22 protein-coding genes are annotated in these 20,265 nt (G+C 60.9%); 21 read left to right on the plus strand and 1 reads right to left on the minus strand.

Going from position 1 to position 20,265, the window contains the following annotated elements:
* Nucleotides 1–432 precede the first annotated feature (432 nt).
* The 11 genes from ACP7BX_RS11395 to ACP7BX_RS11445 all read left to right on the plus strand — a co-directional run bounded on the left by ACP7BX_RS11395 (nt 433) and on the right by ACP7BX_RS11445 (nt 7,934).
* Entirely contained in the window at nt 433–1,773 is a 1,341-nt protein-coding gene (locus tag ACP7BX_RS11395; RefSeq protein ID WP_426126509.1) for a flagellar hook-length control protein FliK, read from the plus strand.
* Between the two features lie 234 nt (nt 1,774–2,007).
* A complete protein-coding gene (fliL, locus tag ACP7BX_RS11400) occupies nt 2,008–2,508 on the plus strand; it encodes a flagellar basal body-associated protein FliL (RefSeq protein WP_033900763.1) in 501 nt (166 codons plus the stop codon).
* Between the two features lie 9 nt (nt 2,509–2,517).
* Nucleotides 2,518–3,486, plus strand: coding sequence for a flagellar motor switch protein FliM (fliM, locus tag ACP7BX_RS11405; protein ID WP_027603859.1), 969 nt, complete (start codon nt 2,518–2,520; stop codon nt 3,484–3,486).
* 34 nt (nt 3,487–3,520) lie between these two features.
* Nucleotides 3,521–3,988 carry a flagellar motor switch protein FliN gene (fliN, locus tag ACP7BX_RS11410; RefSeq protein ID WP_033900765.1) on the plus strand — a complete coding sequence of 156 codons (468 nt, stop codon included), beginning with the start codon at nt 3,521–3,523 and terminating at the stop codon, nt 3,986–3,988.
* Nucleotide 3,989: 1 nt separating this feature from the next.
* A complete protein-coding gene (gene fliO, locus ACP7BX_RS11415) occupies nt 3,990–4,433 on the plus strand; it encodes a flagellar biosynthetic protein FliO (RefSeq protein ID WP_033900767.1) in 444 nt (147 codons plus the stop codon).
* Nucleotides 4,433–5,176, plus strand: a complete 744-nt coding sequence (fliP, locus tag ACP7BX_RS11420; RefSeq protein ID WP_016976565.1) for a flagellar type III secretion system pore protein FliP — start codon at nt 4,433–4,435, stop codon at nt 5,174–5,176. Before fliO ends, fliP begins: the two co-directional genes overlap by 1 nt.
* Before the next feature lie 4 nt (nt 5,177–5,180).
* Nucleotides 5,181–5,450, plus strand: coding sequence for a flagellar biosynthesis protein FliQ (gene fliQ, locus ACP7BX_RS11425; protein ID WP_010208761.1), 270 nt, complete (start codon nt 5,181–5,183; stop codon nt 5,448–5,450).
* 4 nt (nt 5,451–5,454) lie between these two features.
* Nucleotides 5,455–6,240 carry a flagellar biosynthetic protein FliR gene (fliR, locus tag ACP7BX_RS11430; protein WP_016976564.1) on the plus strand — a complete coding sequence of 262 codons (786 nt, stop codon included), beginning with the start codon at nt 5,455–5,457 and terminating at the stop codon, nt 6,238–6,240.
* Between the two features lie 3 nt (nt 6,241–6,243).
* Nucleotides 6,244–7,380: a flagellar biosynthesis protein FlhB gene (flhB, locus tag ACP7BX_RS11435; RefSeq protein ID WP_033900771.1), complete on the plus strand. Its 1,137-nt coding sequence runs from the start codon at nt 6,244–6,246 to the stop codon at nt 7,378–7,380.
* A gap of 128 nt (nt 7,381–7,508) precedes the next feature.
* Nucleotides 7,509–7,718, plus strand: a complete 210-nt coding sequence (locus ACP7BX_RS11440; RefSeq protein ID WP_016976562.1) for a cold shock domain-containing protein — start codon at nt 7,509–7,511, stop codon at nt 7,716–7,718.
* Between the two features lie 15 nt (nt 7,719–7,733).
* A complete protein-coding gene (locus tag ACP7BX_RS11445) occupies nt 7,734–7,934 on the plus strand; it encodes a cold-shock protein (RefSeq protein ID WP_426126513.1) in 201 nt (66 codons plus the stop codon).
* A 44-nt stretch (nt 7,935–7,978) separates the two neighbouring features.
* Here the strand turns inward: ACP7BX_RS11445 and ACP7BX_RS11450 are convergent, their stop codons facing one another.
* Nucleotides 7,979–8,221, minus strand: a complete 243-nt coding sequence (locus tag ACP7BX_RS11450) for a DUF6124 family protein (protein ID WP_426126515.1) — start codon at nt 8,219–8,221, stop codon at nt 7,979–7,981.
* A 518-nt stretch (nt 8,222–8,739) separates the two neighbouring features.
* Here ACP7BX_RS11450 and flhA point away from each other — a divergent pair.
* From flhA to motD, 10 genes are all read left to right on the plus strand, one after another.
* Nucleotides 8,740–10,854, plus strand: coding sequence for a flagellar biosynthesis protein FlhA (gene flhA, locus ACP7BX_RS11455; protein ID WP_218168778.1), 2,115 nt, complete (start codon nt 8,740–8,742; stop codon nt 10,852–10,854).
* A gap of 12 nt (nt 10,855–10,866) precedes the next feature.
* Nucleotides 10,867–12,183: a flagellar biosynthesis protein FlhF gene (flhF, locus tag ACP7BX_RS11460; protein ID WP_033900777.1), complete on the plus strand. Its 1,317-nt coding sequence runs from the start codon at nt 10,867–10,869 to the stop codon at nt 12,181–12,183.
* 105 nt (nt 12,184–12,288) lie between these two features.
* A complete protein-coding gene (gene fleN, locus ACP7BX_RS11465) occupies nt 12,289–13,122 on the plus strand; it encodes a flagellar synthesis regulator FleN (RefSeq protein ID WP_003192912.1) in 834 nt (277 codons plus the stop codon).
* Nucleotides 13,119–13,859, plus strand: a complete 741-nt coding sequence (fliA, locus tag ACP7BX_RS11470; protein ID WP_016976604.1) for an RNA polymerase sigma factor FliA — start codon at nt 13,119–13,121, stop codon at nt 13,857–13,859. The genes fleN and fliA overlap by 4 nt, the downstream gene beginning before the upstream one ends.
* Nucleotides 13,860–14,026: 167 nt before the next feature.
* Nucleotides 14,027–14,401: a chemotaxis response regulator CheY gene (locus tag ACP7BX_RS11475; protein WP_015885173.1), complete on the plus strand. Its 375-nt coding sequence runs from the start codon at nt 14,027–14,029 to the stop codon at nt 14,399–14,401.
* A gap of 18 nt (nt 14,402–14,419) precedes the next feature.
* On the plus strand, nt 14,420–15,208 hold the full coding sequence (locus tag ACP7BX_RS11480; protein ID WP_033900779.1) for a protein phosphatase CheZ: 789 nt from the start codon (nt 14,420–14,422) through the stop codon (nt 15,206–15,208).
* 11 nt (nt 15,209–15,219) lie between these two features.
* The gene (locus ACP7BX_RS11485; protein ID WP_426126517.1) at nt 15,220–17,412 is read left to right on the plus strand and encodes a chemotaxis protein CheA; all 2,193 of its coding nucleotides are present in this window, start codon (nt 15,220–15,222) and stop codon (nt 17,410–17,412) included.
* A gap of 48 nt (nt 17,413–17,460) precedes the next feature.
* The gene (locus ACP7BX_RS11490) at nt 17,461–18,591 is read left to right on the plus strand and encodes a protein-glutamate methylesterase/protein-glutamine glutaminase (protein ID WP_269131554.1); all 1,131 of its coding nucleotides are present in this window, start codon (nt 17,461–17,463) and stop codon (nt 18,589–18,591) included.
* Nucleotides 18,591–19,331, plus strand: coding sequence for a flagellar motor protein (locus ACP7BX_RS11495; protein WP_033900785.1), 741 nt, complete (start codon nt 18,591–18,593; stop codon nt 19,329–19,331). Before ACP7BX_RS11490 ends, ACP7BX_RS11495 begins: the two co-directional genes overlap by 1 nt.
* A gap of 15 nt (nt 19,332–19,346) precedes the next feature.
* Nucleotides 19,347–20,234, plus strand: coding sequence for a flagellar motor protein MotD (gene motD / locus ACP7BX_RS11500; protein WP_033900786.1), 888 nt, complete (start codon nt 19,347–19,349; stop codon nt 20,232–20,234).
* Nucleotides 20,235–20,265 lie beyond the last annotated feature (31 nt).

Here is a 20,265-nt window from a genome sequence, read left to right on the forward strand (position 1 = left end):
AGAGCCGACCGGTATTGTTTGGTCTAACTCGGTCAAATGTGGGAGCTGGCTTGCCTGCGATGCAGGCGACTCTGTACATCAGGCATACCGAGTTGATGCCATCGCAGGCAAGCCAGCTCCCACAGAAAGCAGATCTAACTCAGCTCTGGCTCTGGCTCTGTTTTTGATTTTGATCTTAGGCGGCCCCCCAAATCACTGTCGGATTACGGGCACACCGAGCGTGAGCGAGGTGCCGAGTGTTGGGGCAAGAGCGTTTTGCTTACTTCTGCGCTTTTCAAAAGTGAGCCGCTGTAAGAGCGGAACCAATACCGGCCGTTACCCAAATAACGGATATGTACTCAATAAAACCAACCCCAACTCATACCTGGCCCAACTCTTGCTCTACCTCCCAATACTGCATCCCCGACCCCCATGCAGTGGAGACCTTTACCTATGCCAGTCGCCCCCAATTCGCTCCTTCAGGCTGCCCCCGCGGCCAAGCCTCAAGCGCCCGCCGCCAACCCACCGGCAGTGGCTGCGGACCCACGGGACAAGGGCCCTGGCTTCGCTCAAGTGTTCGCCAACCAGGCTTCCAAACCCACGGTCAAGTCCGACGACAACTCGCCCAAGCCCACCGCTGGCAAGTCCTCCGATGCCAGCGCCAAGCCAGTGGCAAGCAGCGACAAACCTGCCGCTAGCACGCCAGCCGTTGCCGATAGCGGCAAACCCTTGCCTGCCACCCCGCCGGCCAAGACCGACGACAGCGCCAGCAAAGATGACGAGGCGCCAACCGACCCGACCCTGGTGCAGCAGCCTCCGGCTGACCCGGTGGTCGACCCGGCCCTGATTGCCACCGTCACTCCGGTAGCTGTGCCAGTGCCGGTGGAAACCCCGGCGCCTGTCACCACGGCCAAGGATGACAAGGCCCAGCCGGTGGTCGCGGCACCGGTAGCGGCGACCGAAGAAGCCAAGCCAGTCTTCGATCCGGAGGCCGATCCTTTGGACGCCATGCCCGCCGTGCGCCTGGCGATGGAGCAGGGCGGTCACGTCTCGGCCAGCAGCCAGGCCCAGGCCAAAACCGCCCCGGCCCCGACCCAGGATCAACCCACCGCCGCACAGAACTTTGCCGCCGGCCTGGCCAATATGGTCGACCAGCAAGCCACCAAGGACAGCACTGACACGGGCGGCGACAAGGCCTTCGGCGGGCTGATCGAAGACGGCCTCAAAGACCTGAAGAACGCCAGCAGCGACACCCGTGTCGATGACTTCGCCAACCGCCTGGCGGCATTGACCCAGGCCGCCACGCCAAAAACCGCCAACGCTTTGCCGCCGGTGACCAATGCGCCATTGGCCATGCACCAGAGCGGCTGGACCGACGAAATCGTCAACCGCGTGATGTACCTCTCCAGCGCCAACCTTAAGTCGGCGGAGATCCAGTTGCAGCCAGCCGAGCTCGGTCGCTTGGATATCAAGGTCAACATGACCGCCGACCAGCAAGCCCAGGTCAACTTCATGAGCGCCCACCCGGTGGTGCGTGAAGCATTGGAAAGCCAGTCCGGCCGTTTGCGGGAGATGTTCGCTCAGCAGGGCATGGGGCAGGTGGACGTCAACGTCTCTGACCAGTCCCGTGGCCAGGAGCAACAGCAGCAACAGGCCCAGACCGGTGGCGTGAGCCGCAGCGGTGGGCGTGGCGGGGATAACGGCGACAGTGGTAATCACATTGATGTGGCTGAAGCCGTGGCGCCGGTCACCTCAACCGTGATCGGTACCAGCGCCGTCGACTACTACGCCTGATTTGAACGTTGCGCAGGCCCAAATGTGGGAGCGGGCTTGCTCGCGAATGCGGTGGATCAGTCAGCATATCTGTTACTGATAAACCGCATTCGCGAGCAAGCCCGCTCCCACAGGGGATCTGTTGCGTGGCAGATATCGGCACGCACTTCCAAATCCACCAGACAACTCTGGCATAACACTTGCTCTTGCCTTTCCGTAGATCTATGAATCCCCGAATAGTGACGGATTATTGGCATGGCGAAGAGCGACGACGCAGCAAAAGCACCCGCAGGCAAAGGTAAGCTCAAGCTTATCCTGTTGATAGTCCTGGGCCTGCTCCTGGCCATCGGCGCCTCGGTCGGCGGCACCTGGTACATCATGCACAGCAGTGCCAGCAAGCCGGCACCTGCCGCCGAAACCGCCAGTAACGTCAAGCAACCGGCAATCTTCGAGCCGATGCTTCCGGCCTTTGTCGCCAACTTCAACCAGAACGGCCGCCAACGCTACCTGCAGGTGAGCATCACCTTGCTGGCGCGTAATGCCTCGGACCTGGACGCCCTCAAGGTGCACATGCCGGTGATCCGTAACAACCTGGTGATGCTGTTCTCCAGCCAGAGCTTCGACACACTTGCCACCCCGGTGGGCCAGGAAATGCTGCGCCAGAAGGTCACCGCCAGCGTGCAGGAAGTGGCCCAGAAGGAACTCGGCAAAGTCGTGGTCGAGCAGGCGCTCTTCACTAACTTCGTATTGCAGTAGGATCACGACATGGCCGTGCAAGACCTGCTGTCCCAGGATGAGATCGACGCGCTGCTGCATGGCGTCGACGATGGTCTGGTACAGACCGAAATGGCTGCCGAGCCCGGCAGCGTCAAAAGTTATGACCTCACCAGCCAGGATCGCATCGTCCGTGGACGCATGCCGACCCTGGAGATGATCAACGAACGTTTCGCCCGCTACACCCGCATCAGCATGTTCAATATGCTGCGCCGCTCGGCGGACGTGGCGGTGGGCGGCGTGCAGGTGATGAAGTTCGGTGAATACGTGCACTCGCTGTACGTGCCCACCAGCCTCAACCTGGTCAAGATCAAGCCGCTGCGCGGCACCGCGCTGTTCATCCTGGATGCCAAGCTGGTGTTCAAGCTGGTGGACAACTTCTTTGGCGGCGACGGCCGTCACGCCAAGATCGAAGGCCGTGAGTTCACCCCGACCGAATTGCGGGTGGTGCGCATGGTGCTGGAACAGGCGTTCATCGACTTGAAGGAAGCCTGGCAGGCGATCATGGAAGTCAATTTCGAGTACATCAACTCGGAAGTGAACCCGGCCATGGCCAACATCGTCGGCCCCAGCGAAGCCATTGTGGTGTCGACCTTCCACATCGAACTCGATGGCGGTGGCGGCGACCTGCACGTGACCATGCCGTACTCGATGATCGAGCCGGTGCGCGAGATGCTCGACGCTGGCTTCCAGTCCGACCTGGACGACCAGGACGAGCGCTGGGTCAAGGCCCTGCGCGAAGACTTGCTGGATGTCGACGTGCCACTGAGCGCCACCGTGGCCCGTCGCCAGTTGCGCCTGCGCGATATTTTGCACATGCAGCCGGGGGACATCATCCCCGTCGAATTGCCGGATGAAATGATCATGCGCGCCAACGGCGTGCCGTCATTCAAGGTCAAGCTCGGTTCCCACAAGGGCAACTTGGCTCTTCAAGTGGTTGAACCGATCAATCGTCGCTGATCAACACTAATTTCTGCTCCGCCGAGGACATGTAATGGCTACCGAACACGAAAACACTTCCGCCGAAGACCAGGCCCTGGCTGACGAATGGGCGGCTGCCCTGGAAGAAACCGGCGATGTCGGCCAAGACGATATCGATGCGCTGCTGGCCGCTGATGCCGCCACCGCGCCGGCCGGCAACCGCCTGCCGATGGAAGAATTCGGCAGCGTGCCGAAGAACAACGACCCGGTGACCCTCGATGGCCCGAACCTGGATGTGATCCTCGACATTCCGGTGTCGATCTCCATGGAAGTCGGCAGCACCGAAATCAACATCCGCAACCTGCTGCAACTCAACCAGGGTTCGGTGATCGAGCTGGACCGCCTGGCCGGCGAGCCGCTGGACGTGCTGGTCAATGGCACCCTGATTGCCCACGGCGAAGTGGTGGTGGTCAACGAGAAGTTCGGCATCCGCCTGACCGACGTGATCAGCCCGAGCGAACGCATCAAGAAGTTGCGCTGAGATGAAGTATTCGATGGCGGGACTGTTTCTGGCGCTGCCATTGAGCGCCCTGGCGGCTGAGCCGGTTGCGCAAGCCACCGCAGCCGCAACGCCGGTGGTGAGCAGCGGCATCGGCGGGCAATTGACCCAGTTGGTGCTGGGCCTGTTGCTGGTGGTGGGTTTGATCTTCGCACTGGCCTGGCTGCTGCGCCGCGTGCAGCGCGTGGGGCCGGGCAACGGCCAGGTAATCGAGATGATCGGTTCCCGCGCCCTCGGCCCGCGTGATCGGCTGGTACTGGTGCAAGTGGGCGAGGAGCAGATCCTGCTGGGCATCACGCCCGGTCGCATCACCCCGCTGCACGTGCTCAAGACCCCGGTGAGCGTGGATCAGAGCCAGTCCGCCACGCCAGAATTCGCCCAGCGCCTGATGGAGTTGCTGGGCAAGGATCAGAAGGATAAGAAGTAATGCGCGTTTTATTGACGCTCATGCTGTTGCTGGCGGCGCCATTGGCGTTTGGCGCCGATCCGCTGTCGATCCCGGCGATCACGCTGGGCACCAACGCGGCCGGCGCGCAGGAGTATTCGGTCAGCCTGCAGATCCTGCTGATCATGACCGCGCTGAGCTTTATCCCGGCGTTTGTCATGCTGATGACCAGCTTCACGCGGATCATCATCGTGTTCTCGATCCTGCGCCAGGCCCTGGGCCTGCAGCAGACGCCGTCGAACCAGATCCTCACCGGCATGGCCTTGTTCCTGACGCTGTTCATCATGGCGCCGGTGTTCGACAAGGTGAACCAACAAGCCCTGCAACCCTACCTGGCGGAGAAAATGACCGCCCAGGACGCGATCGACAAGGCCCAGGGCCCGATCAAGGACTTCATGCTGTCGCAAACCCGCTCCAGCGACCTTGAGCTGTTTATGCGTCTGTCCAAGCGCACCGACATTGCCACCCCGGACCAGGCGCCGCTGACCATCCTGGTGCCGGCATTTGTCACCTCCGAATTGAAAACCGCGTTCCAGATCGGCTTCATGATCTTCATCCCGTTCCTGATCATCGACCTGGTGGTGGCGAGCGTGCTGATGGCCATGGGTATGATGATGCTGTCGCCGCTGATCATCTCGTTGCCGTTCAAGATCATGTTGTTCGTGCTGGTGGACGGCTGGGCGCTGATTATCGGCACGTTGGCCGGCAGTTTCGGCGGGGTATAGCGCGATGACGCCAGAAGTAGCTGTCGACCTGTTCCGCGAAGCGCTATGGCTGACCACCGTGATGGTCGCCGTGCTGGTGGTGCCCAGCCTGTTGGTGGGCCTGCTGGTGGCGATGTTCCAGGCCGCGACCCAGATCAACGAACAGACCTTGAGCTTTTTGCCGCGTTTGCTGGTGATGTTGGTCACCCTGATCGTGGCTGGCCCGTGGCTGGTACAGACCTTCATGGAATACATACTGCAGTTGTACGGCAGTATTCCGCAGTTGATCGGCTGACCGGATGCAGTCGTTGCTGGCATTGACCGACACCCAGATCAGCACCTGGGTGGCGTCCTTCATCCTGCCGCTGTTTCGCGTGACGGCGATGTTGATGGCCATGCCGGTGTTCGGCACCACCCTCGTACCACGTCGCGTGCGCCTGTACTTCGCAGTGGCGATTACCGTGGTGATCGTGCCGGGTTTGCCGCCGATGCCGCCGGTCAATGCCATTGACCTCAGCGCCTTGCTGCTGATTGCCGAACAGATCCTGATCGGCGCGCTGATGGGGTTTTCCCTCACGCTGTTTTTCCAGGCCTTCGTGGTGGCCGGCCAGATCATCTCGATCCAGATGGGCATGGGCTTCGCCTCCATGGTCGACCCTACCAACGGTGTGTCGGCGGCGGTGATCGGGCAATTCCTGACCATGCTGGTGACCTTGTTGTTCCTGGCGATGAACGGCCACTTGGTGGCGTTTGAGGTGATGACTGAAAGCTTCACTACTTTGCCGGTGGGCTCGGGGCTGGTGGTCAATCATTTCTGGGAAATCGTCGGGCGCCTGGGCTGGGTCTTCGGCGCGTCGCTGTTGCTGGTGTTGCCGGCGATTACCGCGTTGCTGGTGGTCAACATCGCGTTCGGCGTGATGACCCGTGCGGCGCCGCAGCTGAACATCTTCTCGATTGGTTTCCCGTTGACCCTGGTCTTGGGCATGGGGATTTTCTGGATCGGCCTGGCCGACATTCTCAATCAGTATCAACCGCTGGCGACCGACGCCTTGCAGTTTTTACGTGATCTGGCACGGGCGCGCTGAGCCATGGCCGAGAGCGAGAGTGGTCAGGACAAAACAGAAGACCCCACGGAGAAACGCAAAAAGGACTCCAGGGAAAAGGGCGAGATTGCGCGCTCCAAAGAGCTGAACACCGTTGCCACCATGATGGCCGGTGCCGGCGCCTTGCTGATCTACGGCGGCGGTTTGGCGCTGGACTTGATGGAGCTGATGAAGCACAACTTCACCTTGCCCCGTGAAGTACTGCTCAACCCCGATGCCATGGGCCAGTACCTGCTGCACTCGGGCAAGATCGCGATCCTTGCGGTGCAGCCGATTTTGATCACTTTGCTGCTGGCTGCGCTGATCGGCCCGGTCGCCCTCGGTGGCTGGCTGTTCGCCGCCGGCAGCCTGGCGCCCAAGTTCAGCCGCATGAACCCCGCCGCCGGGCTCAAGCGCATGTTTTCCGCCAAGGCCTTGGTGGAGCTGCTCAAGGCCCTGGCCAAATTCATCCTGATCCTGTTTGTGGCGTTGATGGTGTTGTCGTCCGACATCGACGACCTGCTGCGCATCGCCCATGAACCGCTGGAGTCGGCGATCATCCACAGCGTGCAGGTGGTGGGCTGGAGTGCGTTGTGGATGGCTGCCGGGCTGATCATCATTGCCGCGGTGGATGCGCCGATCCAGTTGTGGGAGAGCCACAAGAAACTGCTGATGACCAAGCAGGAGGTGCGCGACGAGCACAAGGACCAGGAAGGCCGCCCAGAGGTGAAACAGCGTATTCGCCAGCTGCAACGGGAAATGTCCCAGCGCAAAATGATGGGCGCAGTGCCCGACGCCGACGTGGTCATCACCAACCCGACCCACTACGCCGTGGCGCTCAAGTACGACCCAGAGAAGGGCGGCGCGCCAATGCTGCTGGCCAAGGGCAGTGACTTTACCGCGCTGAAGATCCGCGAAATCGCCGTGGCCAATGACATCCTGCTGCTGGAATCGCCGGAACTGGCGCGGTCGATCTTCTATTCCACCGACCTGGACCAGGAAATCCCCGCCGGGCTCTACCTGGCCGTGGCTCAGGTGTTGGCGTATGTCTATCAGATTCGCCAGTACCGCGCGGGCAAGGGCAAGCGTCCGGATCCACTCAAGGATCTGCCGATTCCACCGGATTTGCGCCGCGATTCCTGATTTCTCACTCCCTACCACTCGTCGTGAATGCCTGTATACCTGTCAACTTTGACAGTAGCCAGAGGGGCGTTCTCGCGGTTCCATTGCTTAAAGCACTGCGCGAAAGCTGTAGATGAGATGCAGGGAGAGTGGTTTTGAAGGCGGTCAGAGGCGCTGTCAAATATTACGACCAGAAATCCGGGATGGGCTTGATTGCCCTGGAAAACGGTGAAGACGACGTGCGAGTGAATTTCATCGGTTCGCGAGGTATTCGGCTTGCCGTGGGCCTGCGGGTTGAGGTCAAGAGAGTCCATGGGCGCGATGCGGTCTATGCATCCGACGTTCGCGTTATCCCGTAAGTCAGGAGAACGGCAATGGCAACAGGTACGGTGAAGTGGTTTAACGCGGAGAAGGGGTTTGGGTTTATTACTCAAGACGGGGGCGGCGATATTTTTGTCCACTTTTCCGCCATCAAGGGCGACGGTTTCAGGACGCTTGAAGAGAACCAAAAAGTGGAGTTCGACGTAACGCAGGGGGCCAAAGGCGCTCAGGCCGAGAACGTCCGCGTCGTATGAGCTTGATGATCGTTCCCGCAGGGTAGTGCAGGAACGATCCGTCCTCAGGCCATCAAGTGCTCGCTGTCCGCCAACACTCTGTCAGCCAGCAGCTTTGCCAGCCCAATCAACTGTGCAATACCCAGCGCGCCTTCGCGTTTTGGCCCTTCCAATTCAAACGCAAAATCACTCATCAGCGCGTCGGCCGAGGCGAGGGTTTCGGTGAGGTTGACCAGCAGGTCTTCGGTTTTGAGAGTGTCTACGACGGTAAACAGACTGATGGGGGGATTTGGGGTGGGTTTGATCATTATGAGGCTCCTTAAAAGTGGAGCTGCCACTGATCGCCGCGACGCGATGGGGTGACAGCTGTGCGCAGGTTCGCGGACCGGTCTAGGAGCAACCCGGCATACCCGAAGGTATCCCGCGCACAGCCGCAATAGCGCCGCACAGTAGACGCTAAAAAAGCGTTAACTGAAAGCGGGCGATAGTGCTTTTGCTCTTTGAAAATCCGGGCCGCGACGCCCGTCCACTGCGTTTGCAGCGGTGTACGGAGACTAGAGAGCGGCTTTCCTAGGGGCAACCCCAAAACCTTGTCGGAAATTTCCTCGGTAGCGGCCGGTGAACACAAATCCAAAATGTGGGAGCGAGCAAGCCCGCTCCCACAGTTGAATTGATTTACAGCCGGCTGCCTTGATCGCTTGGGAGGTCATCGAAGGGCCAAAGCAAAAGTTGGAAGGCTTCTTGCAATACCGCCTGCAAGACGCCCAATTGCGTCAAAACTTTGCTTCAAAGGACACGAGGAATACCGGTGGTGGATCGCTCTCAAATGCTCGGCAACGCCCGCAGCACCCTGACTGACCTCTCGCGAGGCAATCTGGGTGTGCCGTTGTTGTTGCTGGTGATGCTGGCAATGATGATGTTGCCGATGCCGCCGTTCCTGCTGGACGTGTTCTTTACCTTCAACATTGCCCTGTCCGTCGTGGTACTGCTGGTGTGCGTATACGCCCTGCGGCCATTGGATTTTGCGGTATTCCCGACCATTCTGCTGGTGGCGACCCTGCTGCGCCTGGCGCTGAACGTGGCGTCGACGCGTGTGGTCATGCTCCACGGCCAGGACGGCCATGCTGCTGCCGGTAAGGTGATCCAGGCCTTCGGTGAGGTGGTGATCGGCGGTAACTACGTGGTCGGTATCGTGGTGTTCGCGATCCTGATGATCATCAACTTCGTGGTGGTGACCAAGGGCGCCGGGCGGATTTCCGAGGTGAGCGCGCGGTTTACCCTCGACGCGATGCCCGGCAAACAAATGGCCATCGACGCCGACCTCAACGCCGGCCTGATCGACCAGAACCAAGCCAAATCGCGCCGCCTGGAAGTGGCCCAGGAAGCCGAGTTCTACGGTTCCATGGACGGTGCCAGCAAATTCGTGCGCGGTGACGCCATCGCCGGCCTTTTGATCCTGTTCATCAACCTCATCGGCGGCATGGCCGTGGGTATCTTCCAGCACGGCATGACCTTCGGCGATGCGGGCAAGGTCTACGCCTTGCTGACCATTGGTGACGGTTTAGTGGCGCAATTGCCATCACTGTTATTATCAACAGCGGCGGCCATCATGGTGACCCGTGCTTCGGGCTCCGAAGACATGGGCAAGCAGATCAGCCGGCAGATGTTCGCTTCGCCCAAGGCGCTGGCCGTGGCGGCGGGCATCATGGCGATCATGGGTATCGTGCCGGGCATGCCGCACGTGTCGTTCTTGAGCATGGCGGCCCTGGCCGGCGGTGCTGCGTACCTGTTCTGGAAGAAGCAGAACCAGGTCAAAGTGATTGCCCAGCAGGAAATCGCCCGCCAGCAGGAATTGCTGCCATCCCCGGCCCGCGCCCAGGAAACCAAGGAGCTTGGCTGGGATGATGTTACCCCGATCGACATGATCGGCCTGGAAGTCGGCTACCGCCTGATCCCACTGGTGGACCGCAACCAGGGCGGCCAACTGCTCGCGCGGATCAAGGGCGTGCGCAAAAAACTGTCCCAGGACCTGGGCTTCTTGATGCCCACCGTGCACATCCGCGACAACCTTGACCTGGCGCCGAGTGCCTACCGCCTGACCCTGATGGGCGTAATCCTGGCGGAAGCCGAGATTTACCCGGACCGCGAACTGGCGATCAACCCAGGGCAGGTGTTCGGCAGCCTCAACGGCATCACCGCCAAAGATCCGGCTTTTGGCCTGGACGCGGTATGGATCGAAATCAGCCAGCGCAGCCAGGCACAATCCCTCGGCTACACAGTGGTGGACGCCAGCACCGTGGTCGCAACGCACCTCAACCAGATCCTGTACAAGCACTCCCATGAGTTGATCGGCCATGAGGAAGTCCAGCAATTGATGGGTTTGCTGGGCAAAGCGTCGCCAAAACTGGCCGAAGAACTGGTGCCGGGCATTCTGTCGCTGTCGCAATTGCTCAAGGTGTTGCAGGCGCTGCTGGCCGAACAGGTGCCGGTCCGCGACATCCGCAGCATTGCCGAGGCCATCGCCAACAATGCCGCCAAGAGTCAAGATACTGCCGCCCTGGTGGCCGCGGTGCGCGTCGGATTGTCGCGTGCAATCGTCCAAAGCATTGTAGGGCTTGACTCCGAGCTGCCTGTGATCACCTTGGAACCCAGGTTGGAACAAATATTGCTCAATAGTATTCAGAAGGCAGGACAAGGCCAGGAAGAGGGCGTTCTGCTGGAGCCAAGCATGGCTGAGAAGCTGCAGCGCTCGTTGATCGACGCCGCACAGCGCCAGGAAATGCAGGGCCAACCGGTGATCCTGCTGGTGGCAGGCCCCGTCCGGGCGATGTTGTCGCGGTTTGGACGCCTGGCAGTACCGAATTTGCACGTTTTGGCTTATCAGGAAATTCCTGACAACAAGCAAGTGACTATCGTCGCGACAGTAGGGCCCAACGGCTGAGGGTAGTGGGTTATGCAAGTGAAGCGTTTTTTCGCCGCCGATATGCGTCAGGCCATGAAACTGGTGCGTGATGAGTTGGGCGCCGACGCCGCGATTATCGGAAACCGTCGTATTGCCGGCGGTGTCGAGCTGACGGCTGCCCTGGACTACACCCCCCAGGCCTTGGCGCCGCGTGTGCCGAACATGGAGCTCGAAGACGAGCTGCGCAAGACCGCTTCGCGCATTGTTTCGGCCCAGGCTGAACTGAGCATGCGCGGCGACAGCGATGCCACCACCAATCGCCAGTTGTTCGCCGGCTTGCCGCTGACCGCTGCCGAGCCGCTGGTCGAGCCGACCTTCAAAGAACCGCCGCGTCCTGCTGCGCCTGCTCCGGCGCCTGCGGTTGACCAGCGGGTGTTTGACTCGATGCGCTTTGAGCTCAACGGCCTGCGGGAACTGCTGGAAGTGCAGTTGGGCTCGCTGGCCTGGAACCAGCTGCAAGGCAGCAAGCCGCAACAGGCCAACCTGTGGCGTCGCCTGCAACGCATCGGCCTGTCTGGCCCGTTGTCCCGCGACCTGCTGGCGCTGACCACCGAAATCGAAGAACCTCGCCAGGCCTGGCGCATGTTGCTGGCCCACCTGGCGCGGATGATCGTCACCCCGGAAATCGAACCCTTGGAAGAAGGCGGTGTGATTGCCATGGTCGGCCCTGCCGGCATGGGCAAGACCACCACCCTGGCCAAGCTCGCGGCCCGCTACGTACTCAAATACGGCGCGCAGAATATCGCGCTGGTGAGCATGGACAGCTACCGTATTGGTGCCCAGGAACAGCTCAAGACCCTGGGCCGCATTCTCAATGTGTCGGTGACCCATGTAGACCCGGGCCAGTCCCTGGCCAACGCTCTCGACCCGCTGCTGCGCAAACGCGTGGTGTTGATCGACACCGCCGGCCTGCAAGCCAGCGACCCGGCGTTGCGCATGCAGCTGGAAAGCCTGGCCGGGCGTGGCATCAAGTCGAAAAATTACCTGGTGCTTGCAACCACCAGCCAGAAACAGGTTCTTACCGCTGCATACCACAGCTACAAACGCTGCGGCCTGGCCGGTTGCATCCTCACCAAGCTCGATGAAACCGCGAGCCTGGGCGAGGTGCTGAGCCTGGCCATCAGTCATGAATTGCCGGTCGCCTACCTGACCGACGGGCCGCGGATCCCGGATGATCTGCATCTGCCGCGCCGTCATCAGTTGGTCAGCCGTGCAGTCAGCGTGCAAATGCAAGAAGAGCCTAGCGAGGAAGCGATGGCCGATATGTTCGCCGACCTCTACCACAACCCGGCAAAACGGGTGGGTTGAGGCAGGATGAACACCGTGAAATGTATCTACATCGATGGTCTGCAAGCGATTCACGCGGCCAAGCCATGTAGCCTGCGTCTAAGCAAGACAAGGTAAAGAAATAAAATGGGCAGCATGCATCCCGTACAGGTGATCGCGGTGACCGGCGGCAAAGGTGGCGTCGGGAAAACTAACGTGTCAGTGAATTTGTCCCTGGCCCTGGCAGAGCTTGGCCGTCGCGTCATGCTGCTGGATGCTGACCTGGGGCTGGCGAACGTCGACGTTCTGCTGGGGCTGACGCCCAAACACACGCTTGCCGATGTGATCGAAGGTCGCTGTGAGCTGCGCGATGTGCTGCTGCAGGGGCCCGGTGGCATCCGCATCGTGCCGGCCGCCTCCGGCACCCAGAGCATGGTGCACTTGAGCCCGGCGCAGCATGCCGGCCTGATCCAGGCGTTCAGTGATATCGGCGACAACCTCGACGTGCTGGTGATCGACACCGCCGCCGGGATCGGCGAGTCCGTGGTCAGCTTCGTGCGCGCCGCGCAGGAAGTGTTGCTGGTGGTCTGCGATGAACCCACCTCGATCACCGACGCCTACGCCCTGATCAAACTGCTTAACCGTGACTACGGCATGAACCGCTTCCGCGTCCTGGCCAACATGGCCCAGAGCCCGCAGGAAGGGCGCAACCTGTTCGCCAAGTTGACCAAGGTCACGGATCGCTTCCTCGATGTCGCCTTACAATACGTCGGCGCAGTTCCCTACGACGAGTGTGTGCGCAAGGCTGTGCAAAAGCAGCGTGCAGTCTACGAAGCGTTCCCTCGTTCCAAATGCGCATTGGCGTTCAAGGCTATTGCCCAGAAGGTCGATACCTGGCCGTTGCCCGCCAACCCGCGTGGGCATCTGGAGTTTTTCGTCGAGCGATTGGTGCATCAGACGAGCGCAGGACCCGTGCTATGACAGCGACTGGCTACAACGCGTACAAGAAGTCTGCCCGTGACAGTCAGGGCGAGTTGATCGAGCGCTACGCGCCCTTGGTCAAGCGCATTGCCTATCACTTGCTGGCACGCCTGCCCGCCAGCGTCCAGGTCGAAGACCTGATCCAGGCGGGCATGATTGGCCTGCTCGAAGTGTCGACCAAGTACGACGCGAGCAAGGGTGCGAGTTTCGAGACGTATGCGGGTATCCGTATCCGTGGCGCGATGCTCGATGAAGTGCGTAAAGGTGACTGGGCGCCGCGTTCGGTGCATCGCAATACGCGCATGGTCAGTGACGCAATTCGCGCAATTGAAGCAAAAACCGGTCGCGACGCTAAAGATCACGAAGTTGCGGCCGAACTCCAATTGAGTCTCGACGATTACTACGGGATTTTGAACGATACCTTGGGCAGCCGCCTGTTCAGTTTCGACGACCTGTTGCAGGACGGCGAACACGAAGGGCTGCACGAGGACGGCGCGAGCGCTCATATGGAGCCATCGCGTGACCTGGAAGATGAGCGTTTCCAGGGGGCGTTGGCGGACGCGATTGCCAATTTGCCGGAGCGTGAGCGGCTGGTGTTGGCGCTGTACTACGACGAAGAGCTGAACCTCAAGGAAATCGGTGAGGTCCTGGGGGTCAGCGAGTCGCGGGTCAGCCAGTTGCACAGCCAGTGCGCAGCCCGCTTGCGGGGGCGTTTGGGAGAGTGGCGAGCGCGCTGACAGGCAGTGTGGGGACACTGCAGACGAGACCGCGAGGGCAACCAGCCTTTGCGGGTTCGACCCGTGGTGCCCCGGCAGTCCTTTTTGTGTAATGCCTGTTGATTGAAATGGCGCGTCCAGGTGCTGGGCGCGTTTAAGACTGCTTGGAGGTCGAATTGGACAAGAACATGAAAATCCTCATCGTTGATGACTTCTCAACGATGCGGCGGATCATAAAAAACCTGTTGCGTGACCTTGGGTTCACTAACACGGTCGAGGCGGATGACGGCATTACGGCGATTCCGATCCTCAACAGCGGGAGCATCGACTTTCTGGTAACGGACTGGAACATGCCTGGCATGACCGGTATCGACTTGCTGCGCCACGTGCGCGCCGACGAAAAACTGCGCAGCCTGCCTGTGCTGATGGTGACCGCCGAAGCCAAGCGTGAGCAGATCATCGAAGCTGCCCAAGCCGGGGTAAACGGTTACGTGGTCAAGCCATTCACTGCATTGGCCTTGAAAGAGAAGATCGAGAAAATCTTCGAACGCATCCACGGCTAATGCCATCGCGGGGGAGCTATGGAGCATAAAGAAACGTCACAGGGAGACTTCGAGTCGACCCTGAAAAAGCATGCTCACCAGTTGGTCGACAGCCTTGAAAAAGGCCAGTTCGGCGACGCGGTGCAGTTAATCCATGAGCTCAACCAGACCCGTGACCGCGGCCTGTACCAGGAAGTGGGCAAGCTCACACGCGAGCTGCACAGTGCGATCGTCAATTTCCAGATTGACCCGCATATGCCCCAGGCCGAGGAAATCTCGCAGATCACCGATGCCACCGAACGCCTGTCCTATGTGGTCAGGCTGACTGAGGCGGCGGCCAACCGCACCATGGACCTGGTGGAAAACGCCACGCCCCTGGTCAACGGCATGGCCAACGAAGCCCAGGCCCTGAGCAACGACTGGGGCCGTTTCATGCGCCGCGAAGTGGGCGCTGAAGAGTTTCGTGAATTGGCGCGTCGGGTCGAAGGGTTCTTGTCACGCAGTGAGCAGGAAAACCGCACGGTTTCCAGCAACCTCAACGACATTCTGCTCGCCCAGGATTACCAGGACCTCACCGGTCAGGTGATCAAGCGTGTGACCCAGTTGGTCACCGAAGTGGAAAGCAACTTGCTCAAATTAGTGCTGATGGCAGGCCAGGTAGACCGTTTTGCCGGCATTGAACATGACCGTGAAGCGATCCTCTCGGAAAAAGATCCACAAAAACATCTCGCCAAGGGTGAAGGTCCGCAGATTCATGCCGATAAACGTGAAGACGTTGTATCGGGTCAAGATGATGTCGATGACCTGTTATCCAGTTTAGGCTTCTAAGGAGCACCCACATGAGCTTCGGCGCCGATGAAGAAATCCTTCAGGATTTCCTTGTAGAGGCCGGCGAAATTTTAGAGCAGTTGTCCGAGCAACTGGTCGAGCTGGAAAGCCGACCGGATGATGCGAACCTGCTCAATGCAATTTTTCGCGGTTTTCACACTGTAAAAGGGGGCGCCGGCTTCCTCCAGCTCCATGAGCTGGTGGAGTGCTGCCACATCGCCGAGAACGTGTTCGACATCCTGCGCAAGGGTGAGCGTCACGTTGATTCGGAATTGATGGACGTGATTCTCGAAGCACTGGATGCGGTCAACGGCATGTTCAGCGAGGTGCGCGACCGTGCACCGATCACCGCTGCCACCCCGGAGCTGCTGGCCGCCCTGGCGCGCCTGGCGGAACCAGCCGACACCTCGGCTGCGCCTGTGGTCGAGGCGGCGCCCGAGCCTGTGGCCGAAGCCGAACCGGATGTGACCGACAGCGAGTTCGAACAGCTGCTCAACTCCCTCAGTGCCGTGAAGGCCGAGGCAGAAGCGCCAAAGGCGCCTGTGGCTGCGCCAACCAGCGAAGACATCACCGACGCTGAGTTCGAATCCCTGCTCGACCAGTTGCACGGCAAAGGCCAGTTCGCGGCCGACGCTGTGGCACCTGCCGCTGCGCCCGAGGCGCCTGCTGCTAAAGCCAACACCGACATTACCGACGACGAATTCGAAGCGTTGCTCGACCAACTGCACGGCAAGGGCACCTTCGTGGCCGACGCCTTGCCGGAAGTCGCTGCCACGGCCGCAGCGCCTGCCGCTGCGAGTGCAGCACCGGCTGGCGATGGTTTGATCTCCGATCACGAGTTCGAATCGCTGCTGGATGAATTGCACGGCAAGGGCAAGTTCAGTGAAGTGGCTCCGGCCGCTGCGGTGGCCACGGCTGCACCGGTTGCCGCCAAAGCCGCAGCGCCGGCTCCGGCCGCCAAGCCTGCGCCTGTAGCGGCGCCTGCTCCGGCACGCGCCGCCGCCGCTCCGGTTGCCGAGAAGCCTGCCAGTGAAGCCGAAACCACCGTGCGGGTTGATACCGCACGCCTGGACGACATCATGAACATGGTCGGCGAACTGGTACTGGTACGTAACCGCCTGGTGCGCCTGGGCCTGAGCAGCGGCGATGAAGCCATGCAAAAGGCCGTGTCGAACCTCGACGTGGTCACCGCCGACCTGCAAACCGCGGTGATGAAAACGCGGATGCAGCCGATCAAGAAAGTCTTCGGCCGCTTCCCACGCCTGGTTCGCGACCTTGCGCGCCAGTTGAAGAAAGAGATCAACCTGGAATTGGTGGGTGAAGAAACCGACCTCGACAAGAACCTGGTCGAGGCCTTGGCCGACCCGCTGGTCCACTTGGTGCGCAACGCTGTCGACCACGGCGTGGAAACCCCGGAAGAACGCGAAGCCTCGGGCAAGTCCCGTAACGGCAAAGTGATCCTGGCGGCGGAGCAAGAAGGCGACCATATCCTGCTGTCGATCACTGACGACGGCAAAGGCATGGACCCGGCGATTTTGCGCAATATCGCGGTCAAGCGTGGCGTGATGGACAAGGACGCCGCCGACCGCCTGACCGACACCGAGTGCTACAACCTGATCTTCGCCCCGGGCTTCTCGACCAAGACCGAGATTTCCGACGTGTCCGGCCGTGGCGTCGGCATGGACGTGGTGAAGACCAAGATCAGCCAGCTCAACGGCTCGATCAACATTTACTCGACCAAGGGCCAGGGCTCGAAGATCGTCATCAAGGTGCCGTTGACCTTGGCGATCATGCCGACCCTGATGGTGATGCTCGGCAACCAGGCGTTCGCCTTCCCGCTGGTCAACGTCAACGAGATCTTCCACCTCGACCTGTCGCGCACCAACGTGGTGGACGGCCAGGAAGTGGTGATCGTGCGCGACAAGGCGTTGCCCCTGTTCTACCTCAAGCGTTGGCTGGTGGCATCGGCCAAGCATGAAGAGCAGCGCGAAGGCCATGTGGTGATTCTCTCCGTGGGCACCCAGCGCATCGGCTTTGTGGTCGATCAACTGGTGGGCCAGGAAGAAGTGGTCATCAAGCCTTTGGGCAAAATGCTGCAGGGAACCCCGGGCATGTCGGGTGCGACCATCACCGGTGACGGTCGGATCGCGCTGATTCTCGATGTTCCGAGCATGCTCAAGCGTTACGCCGCTCGGCGTATTTGATTCTGGTGGGGCAGGGCGGTATTGCCCGCCCCGCCTAACGGAGTGTTTATGGCAGTCAAGGTCCTGGTGGTGGACGATTCGGGTTTCTTCCGCCGCCGCGTCTCGGAAATTCTTTCCGCCGATCCAACGATCCAGGTGGTCGGCACGGCCACCAACGGCAAAGAGGCGATTGATCAAGCCATTGCGTTGAAACCGGACGTGATCACCATGGACTACGAGATGCCGATGATGGATGGCATCACCGCAGTCCGGCACATCATGCAACGCTGCCCGACACCGGTATTGATGTTCTCCTCGCTGACGCACGAAGGCGCCCGGGTCACCCTGGATGCGCTGGACGCTGGCGCGGTGGACTTCCTGCCGAAGAATTTCGAAGACATCTCGCGCAACCCCGAGAAGGTCAAGCAACTGCTGTGCGAGAAAGTGCACAGCATTTCGCGCAGCAACCGTCGCAGCTTGTTCAGCGCGCCCGCGCCGACGCCTGCACCGGTTGCGGCACCGGCTGCGCCGACGTCATCGTTTGCTCGCCCAGCGCCTGCGCCGGTTGCACGGCCTGCCGTGGCACCGGTTCGCGCCGCTGCGCCTGCGGCTGCCCACTCGCCTGCGCCAAAACGCAAAGCCTACAAGCTGGTGGCTATCGGCACCTCCACCGGCGGTCCGGTGGCCCTGCAACGCGTATTGACTCAACTGCCGGCCAACTTCCCGGCGCCGATCGTGTTGATCCAGCACATGCCCGCTGCGTTCACCAAAGCGTTCGCCGAGCGCCTGGACAAGCTGTGCCGCATCAGCGTCAAGGAAGCCGAGGATGGCGACATCCTGCGTCCGGGCCTGGCGTTGCTGGCGCCGGGTGGCAAGCAGATGATGGTGGACGGCCGTGGCGCGATCAAAATCCTGCCGGGCGATGAGCGCCTGAACTACAAGCCGTGTGTGGACATCACCTTCGGCTCGGCGGCCAAGTCCTACGGCGACAAAGTTCTGGCGGTGGTGCTCACCGGCATGGGCGCCGACGGCCGTGAAGGCGCGCGCTTGCTCAAGCAGGGCGGCAGCGCCATCTGGGCCCAGGACGAAGCCAGCTGTGTGATCTATGGCATGCCCATGGCCATCGTCAAGGCGGACCTGGCCGACGCCGTTTACAGTCTGGACGACATCGGCAAGCATCTGGTGGAGGCCTGCCTCTAATGGATGTCTTGAGCCTGATCGGTATCATCATGGCGTTTGTCGCGATCATTGGCGGCAACTACCTCGAAGGCGGTCACCTCGGCGCCCTGGCCAACGGTCCGGCCGCGTTGATCGTGATCGGCGGCACTGTGGGCGCCGCGTTGTTGCAGTCGCCCATGAGCTCCTTCAAGCGCGCCATGCAGATCCTTATCTGGATCATTTTCCCGCCGCGTGTCGACTTGCCGGGTGGCATTGACCGCGTGGTCAACTGGAGCCTCACCGCCCGCAAGGAAGGCCTGCTGGGCCTGGAAGGCGTGGCCGATGCAGAACCCGACAGCTACGCGCGCAAAGGCCTGCAATTGCTGGTCGATGGTGCTGAACCGGAAGCGATCCGCAGCATCCTGGAGGTGGATTTCTACACCCAGGAAAGCCGTGACATCAACGCCGCCAAAGTCTACGAAAGCATGGGCGGCTACGCGCCGACCATCGGCATCATCGGTGCGGTGATGGGCCTGATCCACGTGATGGGCAACCTGGCCGACCCTTCGCAGCTGGGCAGCGGCATTGCCGTGGCGTTTGTCGCCACCATCTACGGCGTGGCCAGTGCCAACCTGGTGTTGTTGCCGGTGGCGAGCAAACTCAAGTCGATTGCCATGCGCCAGTCGCGTTACCGCGAGATGTTGCTCGAAGGCATTTTGTCGATTGCCGAGGGTGAGAACCCGCGCTCCATCGAATTGAAGCTCCAGGGCTTCATGGATTGATGGGAGGTATTCATTGTGAGCCGTCGCCGTCGAGAGCCTGAAGAACACGTCAACCACGAGCGGTGGCTGGTGTCCTACGCGGACTTCATCACCTTGCTGTTCGCGTTTTTCGTGGTGATGTACTCCATCTCGTCGATCAACGAAGGCAAGTACAAGGTCATTTCCCAGGCGCTGATCGGCGTGTTCAACGACGCCGACCGCTCGCTCAAGCCGATTCCCATCGGTGAAGAGCGGCCCAAGACCGTGACCCCGGCCAAGCCGCTGGTCAACGACAGCGATGAAACCGCTGCTGGCGTGGGCGGCACCAGCGATCCGCTGAAAAGCATCGCCGATGACATCAGCGCGGCGTTTGGCGACCTGATCAGCTCCAACCAGATGACCGTGCGCGGCAACGAGTTGTGGGTGGAGATCGAGCTCAATTCCAGCCTGCTGTTCGCCAGTGCCGATGCGATGCCCAGCGACCAGGCGTTCACCATTATCGACAAGGTGGCGGCGATTCTGCGGCCGTTCGAGAACCCGATCCACGTCGAAGGCTTTACCGACAATTTTCCGATCAGCACGGCGCAGTACCCGACCAACTGGGAACTGTCGTCAGCGCGTGCCGCGAGCATCGTGCGCATGCTGGCGATGCAGGGCGTGAACCCAGGTCGCCTGGCGTCGGTAGGCTATGGCGAGTTCCAGCCGGTGGCCAATAACGCCACGGTAGAGGGCCGCGCAAAGAACCGCCGGGTGGTGTTGGTGGTGTCGCGCAACCTGGATGTGCGCCGCAGCCTGACCGGCACCGGCACCGCCAATGCAACACCGGATGCCGCCTTGAAGCGGGCTGGCACACAAACTGCACCGCCCCCTGTAAAACCGCCGGTTCGTCAGAGCGCCGTCAATTCTCCGTCGCCGGCTCAATAACCTTATGCAATGTCTCGGTCGCGCCTGTGCC

This window comes from Pseudomonas sp. DWP3-1-3b3, assembly GCF_049896305.1.
Classification (GTDB): domain Bacteria; phylum Pseudomonadota; class Gammaproteobacteria; order Pseudomonadales; family Pseudomonadaceae; genus Aquipseudomonas; species Aquipseudomonas azotoformans_A.

Bases quoted from the DNA above. Each gene is read 5' to 3' on its own strand.
- ACP7BX_RS11490 (WP_269131554.1), top strand. From the start codon at position 17,461: ATGGCAGTCAAGGTCCTGGTGGTGGACGATTCGGGTTTCTTCCGCCGC.
- ACP7BX_RS11445 (WP_426126513.1), top strand. From the start codon at position 7,734: ATGGCAACAGGTACGGTGAAGTGGTTTAACGCGGAGAAGGGGTTTGGG.
- fliN (WP_033900765.1), top strand. From the start codon at position 3,521: ATGGCTACCGAACACGAAAACACTTCCGCCGAAGACCAGGCCCTGGCT.
- fliR (WP_016976564.1), top strand. From the start codon at position 5,455: ATGCAGTCGTTGCTGGCATTGACCGACACCCAGATCAGCACCTGGGTG.
- fliA (WP_016976604.1), top strand. From the start codon at position 13,119: ATGACAGCGACTGGCTACAACGCGTACAAGAAGTCTGCCCGTGACAGT.
- fliM (WP_027603859.1), top strand. From the start codon at position 2,518: ATGGCCGTGCAAGACCTGCTGTCCCAGGATGAGATCGACGCGCTGCTG.
- ACP7BX_RS11475 (WP_015885173.1), top strand. From the start codon at position 14,027: ATGAAAATCCTCATCGTTGATGACTTCTCAACGATGCGGCGGATCATA.
- ACP7BX_RS11485 (WP_426126517.1), top strand. From the start codon at position 15,220: ATGAGCTTCGGCGCCGATGAAGAAATCCTTCAGGATTTCCTTGTAGAG.
- fliP (WP_016976565.1), top strand. From the start codon at position 4,433: ATGCGCGTTTTATTGACGCTCATGCTGTTGCTGGCGGCGCCATTGGCG.
- flhA (WP_218168778.1), top strand. From the start codon at position 8,740: ATGCTCGGCAACGCCCGCAGCACCCTGACTGACCTCTCGCGAGGCAAT.
- fliO (WP_033900767.1), top strand. From the start codon at position 3,990: ATGAAGTATTCGATGGCGGGACTGTTTCTGGCGCTGCCATTGAGCGCC.
- fliL (WP_033900763.1), top strand. From the start codon at position 2,008: ATGGCGAAGAGCGACGACGCAGCAAAAGCACCCGCAGGCAAAGGTAAG.
- fleN (WP_003192912.1), top strand. From the start codon at position 12,289: ATGGGCAGCATGCATCCCGTACAGGTGATCGCGGTGACCGGCGGCAAA.
- flhB (WP_033900771.1), top strand. From the start codon at position 6,244: ATGGCCGAGAGCGAGAGTGGTCAGGACAAAACAGAAGACCCCACGGAG.
- ACP7BX_RS11450 (WP_426126515.1), bottom strand. From the start codon at position 8,221: ATGATCAAACCCACCCCAAATCCCCCCATCAGTCTGTTTACCGTCGTA.
- flhF (WP_033900777.1), top strand. From the start codon at position 10,867: ATGCAAGTGAAGCGTTTTTTCGCCGCCGATATGCGTCAGGCCATGAAA.
- fliQ (WP_010208761.1), top strand. From the start codon at position 5,181: ATGACGCCAGAAGTAGCTGTCGACCTGTTCCGCGAAGCGCTATGGCTG.
- ACP7BX_RS11395 (WP_426126509.1), top strand. From the start codon at position 433: ATGCCAGTCGCCCCCAATTCGCTCCTTCAGGCTGCCCCCGCGGCCAAG.
- ACP7BX_RS11495 (WP_033900785.1), top strand. From the start codon at position 18,591: ATGGATGTCTTGAGCCTGATCGGTATCATCATGGCGTTTGTCGCGATC.
- ACP7BX_RS11480 (WP_033900779.1), top strand. From the start codon at position 14,420: ATGGAGCATAAAGAAACGTCACAGGGAGACTTCGAGTCGACCCTGAAA.